Annotated in this window: 16 protein-coding genes; all 16 read left to right on the top strand. The window is 62.0% G+C overall.

From position 1 onward, the window contains the following. Positions 1 to 61: 61 nt before the first annotated feature. The 16 genes from ACR0IR_RS18005 (at position 62) to ACR0IR_RS18080 (ending at position 14,242) form a co-directional block, all read left to right on the top strand. Positions 62 to 277 (top strand): DUF1127 domain-containing protein, encoded by a 216-nt coding sequence (locus ACR0IR_RS18005; protein ID WP_170343462.1) that lies wholly within the window; start codon positions 62 to 64, stop codon positions 275 to 277. Between the two features lie 184 nt (positions 278 to 461). Beyond that, complete coding sequence (locus ACR0IR_RS18010; protein ID WP_170366425.1) at positions 462 to 1,292, top strand: hypothetical protein; 831 nt, start codon at positions 462 to 464, stop codon at positions 1,290 to 1,292. 149 nt (positions 1,293 to 1,441) lie between these two features. Then, complete coding sequence (gene rplO / locus ACR0IR_RS18015) at positions 1,442 to 1,915, top strand: 50S ribosomal protein L15 (RefSeq protein WP_170342955.1); 474 nt, start codon at positions 1,442 to 1,444, stop codon at positions 1,913 to 1,915. A 109-nt stretch (positions 1,916 to 2,024) separates the two neighbouring features. Next, positions 2,025 to 3,389, top strand: coding sequence for a preprotein translocase subunit SecY (secY, locus tag ACR0IR_RS18020; RefSeq protein WP_093965375.1), 1,365 nt, complete (start codon positions 2,025 to 2,027; stop codon positions 3,387 to 3,389). After that, the gene (locus ACR0IR_RS18025) at positions 3,386 to 4,030 is read left to right on the top strand and encodes an adenylate kinase (RefSeq protein ID WP_170366424.1); all 645 of its coding nucleotides are present in this window, start codon (positions 3,386 to 3,388) and stop codon (positions 4,028 to 4,030) included. The genes secY and ACR0IR_RS18025 overlap by 4 nt, the downstream gene beginning before the upstream one ends. 199 nt (positions 4,031 to 4,229) lie before the next feature. After that, positions 4,230 to 4,598: a 30S ribosomal protein S13 gene (rpsM, locus tag ACR0IR_RS18030; protein WP_093965378.1), complete on the top strand. Its 369-nt coding sequence runs from the start codon at positions 4,230 to 4,232 to the stop codon at positions 4,596 to 4,598. Positions 4,599 to 4,613: 15 nt separating this feature from the next. After that, on the top strand, positions 4,614 to 5,003 hold the full coding sequence (gene rpsK / locus ACR0IR_RS18035) for a 30S ribosomal protein S11 (protein ID WP_008757289.1): 390 nt from the start codon (positions 4,614 to 4,616) through the stop codon (positions 5,001 to 5,003). 116 nt (positions 5,004 to 5,119) lie between these two features. Continuing rightward, positions 5,120 to 6,136: a DNA-directed RNA polymerase subunit alpha gene (locus ACR0IR_RS18040; protein WP_170342951.1), complete on the top strand. Its 1,017-nt coding sequence runs from the start codon at positions 5,120 to 5,122 to the stop codon at positions 6,134 to 6,136. 118 nt (positions 6,137 to 6,254) lie between these two features. Continuing rightward, the gene (rplQ, locus tag ACR0IR_RS18045; protein WP_093965383.1) at positions 6,255 to 6,680 is read left to right on the top strand and encodes a 50S ribosomal protein L17; all 426 of its coding nucleotides are present in this window, start codon (positions 6,255 to 6,257) and stop codon (positions 6,678 to 6,680) included. A gap of 171 nt (positions 6,681 to 6,851) precedes the next feature. After that, a complete protein-coding gene (locus ACR0IR_RS18050) occupies positions 6,852 to 8,237 on the top strand; it encodes a trypsin-like peptidase domain-containing protein (RefSeq protein ID WP_170366422.1) in 1,386 nt (461 codons plus the stop codon). Positions 8,238 to 8,241: 4 nt separating this feature from the next. Then, a complete protein-coding gene (locus ACR0IR_RS18055) occupies positions 8,242 to 9,555 on the top strand; it encodes a replication-associated recombination protein A (RefSeq protein ID WP_170366420.1) in 1,314 nt (437 codons plus the stop codon). 96 nt (positions 9,556 to 9,651) lie between these two features. Next, positions 9,652 to 10,458: a crotonase/enoyl-CoA hydratase family protein gene (locus tag ACR0IR_RS18060; protein ID WP_170366418.1), complete on the top strand. Its 807-nt coding sequence runs from the start codon at positions 9,652 to 9,654 to the stop codon at positions 10,456 to 10,458. Positions 10,459 to 10,591: 133 nt separating this feature from the next. Next, positions 10,592 to 11,635, top strand: a complete 1,044-nt coding sequence (locus tag ACR0IR_RS18065) for an RluA family pseudouridine synthase (protein WP_170366416.1) — start codon at positions 10,592 to 10,594, stop codon at positions 11,633 to 11,635. Then, positions 11,632 to 12,303 carry an HAD-IA family hydrolase gene (locus ACR0IR_RS18070; protein WP_170366414.1) on the top strand — a complete coding sequence of 224 codons (672 nt, stop codon included), beginning with the start codon at positions 11,632 to 11,634 and terminating at the stop codon, positions 12,301 to 12,303. The genes ACR0IR_RS18065 and ACR0IR_RS18070 overlap by 4 nt, the downstream gene beginning before the upstream one ends. 4 nt (positions 12,304 to 12,307) lie before the next feature. Then, positions 12,308 to 13,015: an ATP12 family chaperone protein gene (locus tag ACR0IR_RS18075; RefSeq protein WP_170366412.1), complete on the top strand. Its 708-nt coding sequence runs from the start codon at positions 12,308 to 12,310 to the stop codon at positions 13,013 to 13,015. Positions 13,016 to 13,225: 210 nt separating this feature from the next. After that, entirely contained in the window at positions 13,226 to 14,242 is a 1,017-nt protein-coding gene (locus ACR0IR_RS18080; protein ID WP_170366411.1) for an amino acid ABC transporter substrate-binding protein, read from the top strand. Positions 14,243 to 14,247 lie beyond the last annotated feature (5 nt).

Raw genomic sequence — 14,247 nt, forward strand, 5'->3', positions numbered from 1 at the left:
GACAGGAACCAAGTAAGCGACATCGGGGAATACGCCCCGACATTCGAAAGGAAATGAGATAATGGCACACACAGCGACCCTGACACATGGCGGCTTCAACCTGACCGCCCGTATCGCAAACCTGATCGAGCGCGTGAAAGAAAACCGCGCCCGGGCCAGCGAGTACACCCGCACGTATACCGAGTTGCAGCGTCTGAGCGACCGCGAGTTGAACGACATCGGCATCCGCCGGTGCGACATCGCCGACATCGCCCGCGAGCACGCCTACTGCTCGTAAGATACGGGACGACAACATATGAAGCAGAGGCGCCCAAGTGGCGCCTCTTTTGTGTTTACGGATCCCACACGGGCAGGAAAATAGCTGCTACCACAACTGCGACGTTGCGCGGCGCCGGGAATTGGGTCACTCCAATGCAGGCAAGCCGTGAAGGCACGGACACATTGGGCAGAGAGGGCAGAACATGGCACGGGACTTCCAGATTGCAATGCTGTGGGTCGAGGGGCCGCTCAGCTTTTTGGAACTGCTGTGCATCCAGTCGTACTTGGATATGGGCCACAGCGTGCGGCTATATACCTATAGCAATGTGACGAACATCCCCGAGGGTGTCGAGCACCGTGATGCCCGCGAGATCCTGCCGGATTCCGAATTTATCACTCATGAGCGTACCAAAAGCCCCGCGCCGCATTCCGACAAGTTCCGGTACCGAATGCTCGCACAGGAGCCCGACCTGATCTGGGCGGATACCGATGCCTATTGTTTAAAACCCTATTCAACGGCGAATGGTCACTACTACGGTTATCTCCAGGGTGAGGTGGCTATCGGGGTTCTGGGTCTGCCGCAGGACAGTGACACTCTGGCCAAGCTGATCGAGTACACGAATGATCCCTACCGTGTCCCGCCCTGGCTGCCCCGGCGCCACCGTCGACCGTTGGAAGAGGCCCGGGACAGCGGAAACCCGACCAACGTTCCCGAGGCGTTGTGGGGCGTGTGGGGACCAAAGGCATTCACCTGGGCGCTGAAGGAAACAGGTGAGATAAAATACGCCCTGCCAGAGCATGTATTTTACCCGATCAACTTTTTGCGCCGCCGGGCCCTTGCCCGGCCGAACGAAAATCTTGACCGGTTTTTTCACGAGGATACCGTCTCGATCCATTTGTACGGGCGCCGGATGCGGGCGATCATGCGCAAGAACCATGGCGGAATACCACATCCCGACAGCCTGGTCGGGCGACTTGTGGCCAAACATGGAATTGTGCCCCAAGACGCGCCCATTGCAGGCCGCGACGACTGAGCCGCTGCGGCAGGGCAATCAAAACTTGCAACTCGGGGCGCGAGGCTGTACTGCGCTCCGGTGGCGTGTTTGCCACGAGAATCAAAACCAAGAAATGCCGTGTTTGGCCCATCACGCTTCGGGGTCATATCCGGCTTAGGAGAAGCGACATGAAACTGCACGAATTGCGCGACAATCCCGGCGCCGTCAAGAAACGCACCCGCGTTGGCCGTGGTCCCGGCTCTGGCAAGGGTAAAATGGGTGGCCGCGGTATCAAAGGCCAGAAATCTCGTTCGGGTGTGGCCATCAACGGCTACGAAGGCGGCCAGATGCCGCTGTATCAGCGCCTGCCCAAGCGCGGCTTCAACAAGCCGAACCGCAAGGAATTTGCCGTCATCAACCTGGGCCTGATCCAGAAATTCGTCGACGCCGGCAAACTGGACGTTAAATCGGCCATCACCGAGGACGCACTGGTTGCCTCGGGTCTGGTGCGCCGCAAGCTGGACGGTATCCGCGTTCTGGCCAAAGGCGAAATCAGCGCCAAGCTGAACCTGGAAGTGACCGGCGCCTCGAAAGCGGCGATCGAAGCCGTGGAAAAAGCGGGCGGTTCACTGAAGGTCACAAAAGCCGCTGCGGCAGAGTAAGCGCTTGTGAGCGGGCGCCGACCCGCTTACATAGACCTCAGAGTTTTCCAAGACGCCGCCCGAGCCGGAAAACGGTTCCGGGCGGCGTTTTCATAAGAGAGACCGATTTATGGTATCAGCAGCAGAACAAATGGCAGCCAACACAAGCTGGGCTGCTCTGGGCAAGGCCACCGATCTGCGCAACCGCATCCTGTTCACGCTGGGTTTGCTGATCGTCTATCGTCTGGGCACCTTCATTCCGGTGCCGGGGATCGACGGTCAGGCGCTGCGCGAGTTCATGGAACAAGCGGGGCAGGGCATCGGTGGGATGGTTTCGATGTTCACCGGCGGGGCGCTTGGGCGGATGGGTATCTTTGCCCTCGGCATCATGCCCTATATCTCGGCATCGATCATCGTACAGCTGCTGACCTCGATGGTGCCCGCGCTCGAACAGCTCAAGAAAGAGGGCGAGCAGGGCCGCAAGAAGATCAACCAGTACACCCGTTTCGGAACCGTCGCGCTGGCCACCGTTCAGGCCTATGGCTTGGCGGTTTCGCTGGAATCGGGCGATTTGGCTACCGATCCGGGTCTGTATTTCCGCCTGTCCACGATGATCACTCTGGTCGGTGGCACCATGTTCCTGATGTGGCTGGGTGAACAGATCACCGCGCGCGGCATCGGCAACGGCATCTCGCTGATCATTTTCGTCGGCATCATCGCCGAGGTTCCGGCCGCGCTGGCCCAGTTCCTTGCCTCGGGCCGTTCGGGCGCGATCAGCCCGGCCGTGATCGTCGGCGTGATCGTGATGGTGATCGCCGTTATCACCTTCGTGGTGTTCATGGAACGCGCGCTGCGCAAGATCCACATCCAGTACCCGCGCCGCAATGTCGGCATGAAAGTCTATGAAGGCGGTTCGAGCCACCTGCCGGTCAAGGTCAACCCGGCCGGCGTGATTCCGGCGATCTTCGCCAGCTCGCTGCTGCTGCTGCCGGTCACGATCTCGACCTTCTCGTCGGGTGCGGCGAACGGACCGATAATGTCGTGGCTGCTGGCCAATTTCGGACCGGGACAGCCGCTGTATCTGCTGTTCTTCGCCTCGATGATCGTGTTCTTTGCGTATTTCTACACGTTCAACGTGTCGTTCAAACCGGATGACGTGGCGGACAATCTGAAAAAGCAGAACGGTTTCGTGCCCGGCATTCGCCCCGGCAAGAAGACCGCCGAATACCTGGAATACGTCGTCAACCGCGTACTGGTTCTGGGCTCGGCCTATCTGGCGGCGGTCTGCCTGCTGCCTGAAATTCTGCGCGGCCAGTTCGCCATCCCGTTCTATTTCGGCGGCACCTCGGTTCTGATCATCGTCTCTGTGACCATGGACACGATCCAACAGGTTCAGAGCCACCTGCTGGCGCATCAATACGAAGGGCTGATCGAAAAGTCCCAGTTGCGCGGCAAAGGCAAGAAACGCGGCAGGAAGGGACCCGCTCGTCGATGAATATCATTCTTCTGGGCCCCCCGGGGGCAGGCAAGGGTACGCAGGCACGTCACCTGGTTGAAACGCGGGGCATGATTCAGCTCAGCACCGGTGACATGCTGCGCGACGCCCGCAGCTCGGGAACCGAGATGGGCAAGAAGGTGGCCGCGATCATGGACGCGGGCAAGCTTGTCACCGACGAGATCGTGATTGGCCTGATCGAAGAGAAACTGACCACCGAAAAGGGCGCAGGCTTCATCTTCGATGGCTTCCCGCGCACCTTGGCTCAGGCTGACGCCTTGTCGGCCCTTCTGACCAAGCTGGGCCAGTCGCTGCACACCGTGATCGAAATGCGCGTGGATGACGAGGCCTTGGTTGAACGGATCACTGCCCGGTCGACCTGTGGCGGTTGCGGCGAGGTCTACAATGACAAGACCAAACCGATCCCGGCCGATGGTAAATGCACCAATTGCGGTAAGGAAAACGATTTCGTCCGTCGTGCCGACGACAACGAGGAAAGCCTGCGCACCCGGCTTATGGAGTATTACAAGAAGACCTCGCCGTTGATTGGCTATTATTATGCCAAGGGCGATCTTCGACCGGTGAACGGGCTGGCGGACATCAAGGAAGTCCGGGCCTCGATCGCAGCCATATTGGGTTAAGCTTGCAAAGGGCTTGACGCCAAGCCCAAAAGCCCATATCGACCCCCATCCCTTTGGGGAATCAATCGCGCACGCGGGATTCGTTCCGCATGTATAGACCACCTCGAATAATGCTGAACCCTCTGGCCACACTGCCACGGTTAGGCGTTGTGAAAAAAGGTTCTGGAACTACGGAACCGCAACGAAAGGAAAGTGACACGTGGCACGTATTGCCGGCGTAAACATCCCGACTGCAAAGCGGGTACCAATCGCCCTCACATATATCACCGGTATCGGCAACACCTCGGCCAAAGCGATCTGCGAAGCCGTTGGCATCGACACGACCCGTCGCGTCAATGAACTGTCGGATGCCGAAGTTCTGGCCATCCGCGAATACATCGACGCCAACTTCACCGTCGAAGGTGACCTGCGTCGCGAAGTTCAGATGAACATCAAGCGTCTGATGGACCTAGGCTGCTATCGCGGTCTGCGTCACCGCCGCAACCTGCCGGTTCGCGGTCAGCGTACCCACACCAACGCTCGTACCCGCAAAGGCCCCGCAAAGGCCATTGCTGGTAAGAAGAAATAAGGGAGGGTCTGACTGATGGCACGTGACAAGACACGCGTTAAGCGCAAAGAGCGTAAGAACATCGCATCGGGCGTCGCCCATGTGAATTCGACCTTCAACAACACCAAGATCCTGATCTCGGACGTGCAGGGCAACGCCATTTCGTGGTCTTCGGCCGGTACCATGGGCTTCAAGGGATCGCGGAAATCGACCCCCTACGCCGCTCAGATGGCTGCAGAAGACGCAGGCAAGAAGGCGCAGGAACATGGCGTCAAGACGCTGGAAGTCGAAGTTCAGGGCCCCGGTTCGGGTCGTGAATCGGCTCTGCGTGCGCTGGCTGCCGTGGGCTTCAACATCACGTCGATCCGCGATGTGACCCCGATCGCCCACAATGGCTGCCGCCCGCCGAAGCGCCGCCGCGTCTAACCGATCGAATTACCAGGCTGGGGCCGTGTTTTTACACGGCCCCGGTTCGCCGTTTTGAAACCTCGGGCGTCTGCACCTGATTGGTCATGGGGCGCAGACAGGAATGGAGGGATTACATGATCCACAAGAATTGGGCAGAATTGATCAAGCCGACCCAACTGGAAGGCAAGCCGGGCAACGATCCCGCGCGGCAGGCAACCCTGGTTGCGGAGCCGCTTGAGCGTGGCTTTGGTCTGACCCTGGGCAACGCGCTGCGCCGTGTTCTGATGAGCTCGCTGCAAGGCGCCGCCATCACCAGCGTCCAGATCGACAACGTCCTGCACGAGTTCAGCTCGGTCGCAGGCGTTCGTGAAGACGTCACCGACATCATCCTGAACCTCAAGCAGGTCGCTCTGCGCATGGAAGTCGAAGGGCCCAAGCGCCTGTCGATCAATGCCAAAGGCCCCGCAGTTGTCACCGCCGGTGATATCAGCGAAAGCGCCGGCATCGAGGTTCTGAACCGTGATCACGTCATCTGCCACCTGGACGATGGCGCCGAGCTGTTCATGGAACTGACCGTCAACACCGGCAAAGGGTATGTCTCGGCCGAGAAGAACAAGCCCGAAGATGCACCCATCGGCCTGATCCCGATCGACGCGATCTACTCGCCGGTCAAGAAAGTCGCCTATGACGTTCAGCCGACCCGTGAAGGCCAGGTTCTGGACTATGACAAGCTGACCATGAAGATCGAAACCGACGGCTCGATCACGCCCGAGGACGCGCTGGCCTTCGCCGCCCGCATCCTGCAGGATCAGCTGTCGATCTTCGTCAACTTCGACGAGCCGGAATCGGCCGGTCGCCAGGACGAGGACGATGGTCTGGAGTTCAACCCGCTGCTGCTGAAGAAAGTGGACGAGCTGGAACTGTCGGTCCGTTCGGCAAACTGCCTGAAGAACGACAACATCGTCTATATCGGCGATCTGATCCAGAAGACCGAAGCCGAGATGCTGCGCACCCCGAACTTCGGCCGCAAGTCGCTGAACGAGATCAAGGAAGTGTTGTCCGGCATGGGTCTGCACCTCGGCATGGATGTCGAGGATTGGCCGCCCGACAACATCGAAGATCTGGCCAAGAAATTCGAAGACGCGTTCTGAACGCGTCTTCGCCAATGCCCGGGCTGCCGGGGACCGTATGGGCATTTCCGCCCCAAGGAGAGCCGGTGACACGCATCGCCGGCCAGACAAAGCAAAACGCGAAAGAAGGAATTGAAAAATGCGTCACGCACGTGGTTACCGCCGCCTGAACCGTACTCATGAGCACCGCAAGGCCCTGTTCTCGAACATGGCCGGTTCGCTGATCGAGCACGAACAGATCAAGACGACCCTGCCCAAGGCAAAAGAACTGCGCCCGATCGTTGAAAAACTGATCACCTTGGGCAAGCGCGGCGATCTGCACGCCCGCCGTCAGGCCGCAGCTCAGCTGAAGGAAGACAAGGACGTCGCCAAGCTGTTCGAGGTTCTGGGCCCGCGCTACAAGGACCGTCAGGGCGGCTATGTCCGTATCCTGAAAGCTGGCTTCCGCTATGGCGACATGGCTCCGATGGCGATCATCGAATTCGTTGATCGTGACATCGACGCCAAAGGCGCAGCGGACAAGGCCCGCGTCGCCGCTGAAGAAGTGGACGTTGACGAAGAATAAGAACCGGCTGCATTGCCGTTTCATGGCCCCTGTCCGGATATCCCGGTCAGGGGCTTTTTCTTGTGGATCGCCTCGCTCACGGCGGACATGGCAGCCGCAAGGTTTCGCGTGCTCTATTGCATTCGCGTGCCGACCTCCGCATATCTTCGGCGGATGATGAACGGAGCTGTCATGATACGCACGATCCTGGCCGTATGCCTGATGACACTGGCCACCCATGCCGGTGCCGAGACACGGGTTCCTCAGTCACAGGTGGAGATTTCCATGGGTTTTGCCCCGGTGGTCAAAAAGGCGGCCCCGGCGGTGGTGAACATCTATGCCAAGATCGTCCGGCCTGGGCGCAGCAGTCCGATTTTCACGGATCCGTTCTTTCGCGACTTTTTCGGCGGTGGGTTCGGTGCACCGCGGCCGCGGGTTCAAAACTCGCTGGGGTCGGGCGTCATCCTGACCGAGGACGGCTATGTCGTCTCGAACTATCACGTTGTCGGCACCGCGACCGAGATCCGGGTCGTGACAACGGATCGTCGCGAGTTCCAGGCCGAGGTCGTTCTGGGCGACGAGGAAAGCGACATCGCCATCCTGCGCCTGCAGGACGCGCAGGGACTGCCGTTTCTGCGTCTGCGGGATTCTGACCATGTCGAGGTGGGGGAACTGGCTCTGGCCATCGGCAATCCGTTCGGCGTCGGGCAGACCGTGTCGTCTGGCATCATCTCGGGGCTGGCGCGGTCTGGCACCGCCACCGGCAATGCACGGGGCTATTTCATCCAGACAGACGCGCCCATCAACCCGGGCAATTCCGGCGGTGCCCTGATCGACGTGAATGGTGACCTGATCGGCATCAACACCTCGATCCTGACGCGGTCGGGTGGGTCCAATGGTATTGGCTTCGCCATTCCGGCCAATCTGGTCGCAGAGTTTCTGCGGCAGGCCCAGGAAGGAAACGAAGGTTTCGTCAGCCCTTGGGCGGGTATGGCCGGACAGACCATGAGCGCCGACATCGCCGAATCCCTTGGGCTTTCGCTGCCGCAGGGCGTTGTGATCTCGGACCTCCATCCGCTCAGCCCGTTGGCCGAGGCCGGGTTGCGGGTTGGCGATATTGTGACCCACGTGGATGGCGAGGAGGTGAATTCTCCGGCTGAGATGAAGTTCCGCATGTCTGTGGCGGGTGTTGGTGGGACATCCGTTCTGACCCGGCTCCGCGGCAGCGGGCGCGCTGAGGTCGCCGTCGATCTGGTCCCCGCGCCCGAGACGCCTCCGGCCGAGGAAACCACTCTGGACGATCGCACGGTTCTTCCGGGAATGACGGTTGCGCGCATCAACCCGGCAATGATTGCCAAAATGGGTCTGCTGCTGTCGCAGACCGGCGTGGTCGTGGTCGACCCCGGTCCCTATGGCGCGCGGGCCGGGTTGCGGCCCGGCGATGTCATCAATGCCGTGAACGGGCGAAAGGCTGAACGCCCGCGTGACGTCGTTCGGGCGCTGCGCGATCCGGGGCGGCGAGTGCAGATCGACCTGGTGCGCGGTGGCAAACCCGTGTCGTTGCGGTTCAGGCTGTGACCGCATGAGTGACCTGTTCGACACCGAAGGCCAGCCCTCTGAGCCGGCCCCGAACCGCCCGCTGGCCGACCGCCTGCGACCCCAGGCGCTGTCCGACGTGATCGGGCAACAACAGGTTCTGGGCCCCGAGGCGCCGCTGGGGGTGATGCTGGCGTCGGGCAGCCTGTCCAGCCTGATCTTCTGGGGGCCGCCGGGGGTGGGCAAAACCACCATCGCGCGGCTGCTGGCCAAGGAAACCGACCTGCATTTCGAACAGATCAGCGCGATCTTCACCGGTGTTCCCGACCTCAAGAAGGTGTTCGAGGCAGCCAAGTTGCGGCGGCGGAACGGCAAGGGGACGCTGTTGTTCGTGGACGAGATCCATCGTTTCAACAAGGCCCAGCAGGACGGGTTCCTGCCGCATATGGAGGACGGGACGATCCTTCTGGTGGGCGCGACCACCGAAAACCCTTCGTTCGAGTTGAACGCCGCCGTGCTCAGCCGCGCGCAGGTGCTGGTGCTGGAACGGCTGGATCTGGCCGATCTGGAACGCCTGACACAGCGTGCCGAAAAAGAGCTGGGCAAGGCGCTGCCCCTGACACCCGCGGCGCGGGACGCGCTGCAGGAAATGGCGGATGGAGACGGCCGGGCGCTGTTGAACCTGATCGAACAGATCGCGGCCTGGTCGGTGGACGCGCCGCTGGACCCCGACGCGCTGGCCAAGCGCCTGATGCGCCGCGCCGCGAAATACGACAAGTCGGGGGACGAGCACTACAATCTGATTTCGGCGCTGCACAAATCGGTGCGCGGGTCCGATCCGGATGCGGCGCTGTACTGGTTCGCCCGGATGCTGACCGGGGGCGAGGATCCGCGGTACCTGGCCCGCCGCATCACCCGAATGGCGGTCGAGGATATCGGTCTGGCCGATCCGCAGGCCCAGTCGATCTGCCTGCATGCTTGGGAGGTGTACGAGCGGCTCGGGTCGCCCGAGGGTGAGTTGGCGCTGGCGCAGGCGGTCGTGTATCTGGCGCTGGCGCCCAAATCCAACGGGGCCTATGTGGGCTACAAGGCCGCGATGCGCTTGGCCAAGCAATCGGGCAGCGAGCCGCCGCCCAAACACATCCTGAACGCGCCGACCGGGTTGATGAAGGATCAGGGTTACGGCGCGGGCTATGCCTATGACCACGATGCCGAGGACGGGTTCTCAGGGCAGAACTACTTTCCCGAGACCATGAAGCGCCCGGTCCTGTACCAGCCGGTCGAACGCGGGTTCGAGCGCGAGTTGAAAAAGCGTCTGGACTACTTTTCGAAACTGCGCAGTCAACGCAACGGGTCGTGACGCAAGGTCAGATCAGGCCGTGCCGTCGCGTTCTGCGCGACACCCAAGGCGCGCCCGGGTTTCCCTGAGGTAACATGCCGCCAGGGAGGAGCGCAGATGACCGTTTCCATCGACAAGACAGACGACGTGTGGACCATCATCCACGATCGGCCCCAGGCCAGAAACGCCGTGGATGCCGAACACGCGGCAGCCTTGGCCGAGGCCTTCATCGCCTTCGAGGACAGCACGGCCAAAGCTGCCGTGTTCTGGGGCAAGGGCGGCAATTTCTGCGCGGGCTGGGACCTCAAGATGGCAGCCACGCTGTCTGACCCGGACCTGCGCGAGCCCTATTTCGACAAGCACGCTTTTCCGATCGGGGCGGCGCCGTCGTTGCTTGGGCCGATGGGCCCATCGCGGCTGGAGCTGTCAAAGCCGGTCATCGGCGCAATCGAGGGTGCCGCAGTGGCCGGCGGCATGGAACTGGCCCTGTGGTGCGACATCCGGGTAATGGCCGAGGACGCCTATATGGGCGTCTATTGTCGCCGCTGGGGGATCACGCTGATGGATGGCGGTTCGGTGCGGCTGCCACGGCTGGTCGGGCAGGGCAAAGCGCTTGAGATTGCGCTGACCGGGCGCAAGGTCAGGGCTGACGAGTGCGAACGGATCGGGCTGGCCGAGAAAATCGTGCCGCAAGGTGAAACCCGCAAGGCGGCTGAAGCGATGGCGCACGAGATCGCCCGGTTCCCGCAGGAGGCCGTCCGCGCCGACCGCCGCTCGATCATCGAAACCCGGGGGATGCCGATGCGCGAGGCGTTGAAGGTCGAGTGGGCCAACGGGCTGGACGCCATCCGCCGTGAGGGCACATCCGGCGCGGCTCGGTTCCGCGATGGGGCCGGGCGGCACGGGGATTTCACTGATATCTGAGCGGCCTTGGCCCGCGAACCCGTCAGCCTGCTTGACTCTTGCCTTGCGGCGCGCGAGAGACGCGGATGTTTTCTGAGGCACTGACACGGGCGATTTTCCGGGCGCGCAGCATCCGGTCGCAAGGGGTATTGGCATGAGCGGCGTACAGATGATCACGGTCGAGCCGGGCGACGGCGACCAGCGGCTGGACCGCTGGTTGCGGCGCCTGTTCCCGCATGTCAGCCAGGGCCGGATCGAAAAGATGTGCCGCAAGGGTGAACTGCGCGTGGACGGGGGGCGGGTCAAGGGCTCGACCCGGCTGCAGGCGGGGCAGGTGGTGCGCGTGCCGCCCCTGCCGGACCCGGATCACAAACCGTCCCCGGCCCGCCCGCGCGTGACCGATGCCGATGCGAAAATGATCCAGTCCTGCGTGATCTATCGCGACGACCACGTACTGGCCCTGAACAAACCCCATGGCCTGCCCGTTCAGGGCGGCAGTGGTCAGGCCCGGCATGTGGACGGCTTCGCCGAGGCGCTGCGCTTTGGCTATGACGAGAACCCGCGGCTGGTGCACCGGCTCGACAAGGACACCTCGGGCGTGCTGCTGATGGCGCGCACGCGCGAAGCGGCCAAGGGGCTGACTGCAGCCTTCCGGCACCGCAATACGCGCAAGATCTACTGGGCTCTGGTGGCTGGTGTGCCGACGCCGTATCTGGGCGAGATCAAGACCGGGCTGGTCAAGGCCCCCGGTCATGGCAAGCAGGGCGAGGGCGAAAAGATGATCGCCGTCCACCTGAACGAGATCGACAGCACGTCGGGCGCCAAGCGGGCGCACACGCTCTATGCCACGCTGTATCGGGTGGCCAGCCGTGCATCCTGGGTGGCGATGGAGCCCGTCACCGGCCGTACCCATCAGCTGCGCGCGCATATGGCGGCCATCGGGCACCCGATCATCGGCGATGGGAAATATGGCGGCTCGGGTCAGGAAAATCTGGGCGATGGCTGGGGCGCACAATTGGGCGGGGTCATCAGCAAGAAGCTGCATCTGCACGCCCGAACCGCGTCGTTCAAGCATCCGATGACCGGCAAGCAGGTCACGATCAACGCTCCGCTGCCGCCGCACATGAAGGACAGCTGGGATACTTTGGGCTGGACCGAGGATCTGGCCGCCGAGGACCCGTTCGAGGAGTTGCAATGACCGCGCCTCTGCGCCTTGTTCTGTTCGATGTCGACGGGACGCTGGTGGACAGCCAGGCCAGCATCGTGTCGGCCATGACCACCAGTTTCCAGGCTCTGTCCCTTCCGGTGCCGGATCGCGCGGCGATCCTGTCGATCGTGGGGCTGTCCTTGCCGATTGCAATCGCACGCCTCGCGCCGGATCAGTCACGGGCAACTCAACGCCGGTTGGTCGAGGGTTACAAAGAAGCGTATCACGCTCATCGGCTTGAGATGGGGGCGGCAAGCTCACCGCTCTATCCCGGCGCGCGCGAGGTTATCGGATCGTTGCAGGCCGTGCCCGAGATCCTTCTGGGCGTGGCGACGGGTAAATCGCAGCGGGGGTTGGATGCCTTGCTCGAGGCGCACGAGTTGGATTCGGTCTTCGTTACCCGTCAGGTGGCGGACCATCATCCTTCCAAGCCGCATCCCTCGATGATCGAAACGGCGCTTTTTGAAACAGGGGTTTCGGCCGGTGATGCGGTGATGATCGGCGACACCAGCTTTGACATGGAAATGGCGCGGGCCGCCGGGGTTGCGGGGATCGGCGTGGGCTGGGGCTATCATGAACGGTCGCAGCTGGGTGCGGCGACCGCGGTGATCGACCGGTTCGAGCAGTTGCCTGGCGTCCTGACCGCAGTCTGGGGATAACGATATGAGTGAGTGGAAACCGAAACGCTTTTGGACAGCCAGTGCCGTGGTCGCGACCGATAGCGGTTTTACCCTCGAGTTGGATGGCCGCCGGGTGCGGACACCGGCCAAGGCTGCTCTGGTCCTGCCCACCCGGGCCATGGCCGAGGCGGTGGCCCGCGAGTGGGACGCGCAGGAAAAGGAAATCGATCCGGCGGCGATGCCCTTCACCCGCTCGGCCAACGCGGCAATCGACAAGGTGCAGCATCAGCACGCGGAAGTTGCCGACATGTTGTCGGACTATGGCGATTCGGACCTGCTGTGCTATCGCGCAACCCACCCGAAAGCCCTGATCGAACGTCAGCGCCGCGAATGGGACCCCGCGCTGGACTGGGCCGCGGAAACGCTGGGCGCCAGACTGATCCCGGTCGAAGGCGTACGGCATCAGCCTCAGGCCCCCGAGGCACTGGACAGGCTGCGTCGGCAGGTTCACGGCCTGGACGCGTTCCGTCTGGCGGCGTTTCACGACCTTGTGAGCCTGTCGGGTTCGTTGATTCTGGGTTTTGCCGCTGCCCAAAACTGGCGCAAACCGGACGAGATATGGCGCATTTCTCGGCTCGATGAATCTTGGCAGGCCGAGCAATGGGGGGATGACGACGAGGCGGTCCAAGCCGCCGAACTCAAGAAGATTGCCTTTTTGCATGCGAAAACCTTCTACGATCTATCGGTTTGAGCCTTTCTGGTCCTGATTTGAGAGGCTTGGGCGGCTGCCTTGCCGGGAACATATCGTTTTCACTGATCCGACCCTTGACGTTTGTTTATGAATGCGCCCAAACTCGGGCGCACTAAAGGGGAGACACCTTTGGGGTAACCTATCCGGCTACCTTTGTGTGTCGGACAAGATCCGTCCCGGGATGGGGCGGGAAATCAGGAAGAGGTAAAAATGAAAAAATCCGTAATCTTGGGCGCGGCGACGATTGCCGGTCTTGCTGCCGGCGCGGCCGCGGCAGGAACCATGGACGACGTCAAAGCGCGCGGCAAGCTGAACTGCGGTGTGACCACCGGTCTGGTTGGCTTTGCTGCACCTGACGCGAATGGCGAATGGCAGGGCTTTGACGTTGCTGTATGCCGCGCAGTAGCCGCCGCCGTTCTGGGTGACGCGAACGCTGTTGAATTCGTTCCCACCACCGGCAAAACCCGCTTCACCGCTCTGGCTTCGGGCGAAGTTGACATGCTGGCCCGAAACACCACCTGGACCTTCAGCCGCGACGTCGACCTGAAGTTCGAATTCGTGGGTGTGAACTACTACGACGGTCAGGGCTTCATGGTTCCCAAGGCACTGGGCGTCAGCTCGGCCAAGGAACTGGATGGCGCAACCGTCTGCATCCAGACCGGCACCACGACCGAGCTGAACCTGGCGGACTTCTTCCGCTCGAACAACATCAGCTACGAGCCGGTTCCGATCGAAACCAACGCCGAAGCGCAGCAGCAGTACTTGGCAGGCGCCTGTGACGTTTACACCACCGACGCTTCTGGCCTGGCCGCAACCCGCGCCACGTTCGAAAACCCCGGTGATCACGTTCTGCTGCCCGAAATCATCTCGAAAGAGCCGCTGGGCCCGCTGGTCCGTCACGGCGACAACGAGTGGGGCGACATCGTTCGCTGGACCCTGAACGCTCTGATCTCGGCCGAAGAGCTGGGCGTCACCTCGGCCAACATCGACGAGATGGCTGCTGGCACCGAGAACCCGGAAATCAACCGTCTGCTGGGTAGCGAAGGCACCCTGGGCGAGATGCTGGGTCTGGACGCACAGTGGGCCATGAGCGCCATCAAGGCGGGCGGTAACTATGGCGAAGTGTTTGCCAAGAACATCGGTGAGGAAACCCCGATCGGTCTGGCGCGCGGTCTGAACGCACAGTGGACCGATGGTGGTCTGCTTTACTCGCCGCCGTTCCGCTAAAATCC

Source organism: Ruegeria sp. CF2, from assembly GCF_056537385.1.

Coding starts and splice junctions, on each gene's coding strand:
- secY (WP_093965375.1), top strand. CDS start 2,025: ATGGTATCAGCAGCAGAACAAATGGCAGCCAACACAAGCTGGGCTGCT.
- ACR0IR_RS18010 (WP_170366425.1), top strand. CDS start 462: ATGGCACGGGACTTCCAGATTGCAATGCTGTGGGTCGAGGGGCCGCTC.
- rplO (WP_170342955.1), top strand. CDS start 1,442: ATGAAACTGCACGAATTGCGCGACAATCCCGGCGCCGTCAAGAAACGC.
- ACR0IR_RS18070 (WP_170366414.1), top strand. CDS start 11,632: ATGACCGCGCCTCTGCGCCTTGTTCTGTTCGATGTCGACGGGACGCTG.
- ACR0IR_RS18065 (WP_170366416.1), top strand. CDS start 10,592: ATGAGCGGCGTACAGATGATCACGGTCGAGCCGGGCGACGGCGACCAG.
- ACR0IR_RS18005 (WP_170343462.1), top strand. CDS start 62: ATGGCACACACAGCGACCCTGACACATGGCGGCTTCAACCTGACCGCC.
- rplQ (WP_093965383.1), top strand. CDS start 6,255: ATGCGTCACGCACGTGGTTACCGCCGCCTGAACCGTACTCATGAGCAC.
- ACR0IR_RS18040 (WP_170342951.1), top strand. CDS start 5,120: ATGATCCACAAGAATTGGGCAGAATTGATCAAGCCGACCCAACTGGAA.
- rpsK (WP_008757289.1), top strand. CDS start 4,614: ATGGCACGTGACAAGACACGCGTTAAGCGCAAAGAGCGTAAGAACATC.
- ACR0IR_RS18025 (WP_170366424.1), top strand. CDS start 3,386: ATGAATATCATTCTTCTGGGCCCCCCGGGGGCAGGCAAGGGTACGCAG.
- ACR0IR_RS18075 (WP_170366412.1), top strand. CDS start 12,308: ATGAGTGAGTGGAAACCGAAACGCTTTTGGACAGCCAGTGCCGTGGTC.
- ACR0IR_RS18080 (WP_170366411.1), top strand. CDS start 13,226: ATGAAAAAATCCGTAATCTTGGGCGCGGCGACGATTGCCGGTCTTGCT.
- ACR0IR_RS18060 (WP_170366418.1), top strand. CDS start 9,652: ATGACCGTTTCCATCGACAAGACAGACGACGTGTGGACCATCATCCAC.
- ACR0IR_RS18050 (WP_170366422.1), top strand. CDS start 6,852: ATGATACGCACGATCCTGGCCGTATGCCTGATGACACTGGCCACCCAT.
- ACR0IR_RS18055 (WP_170366420.1), top strand. CDS start 8,242: ATGAGTGACCTGTTCGACACCGAAGGCCAGCCCTCTGAGCCGGCCCCG.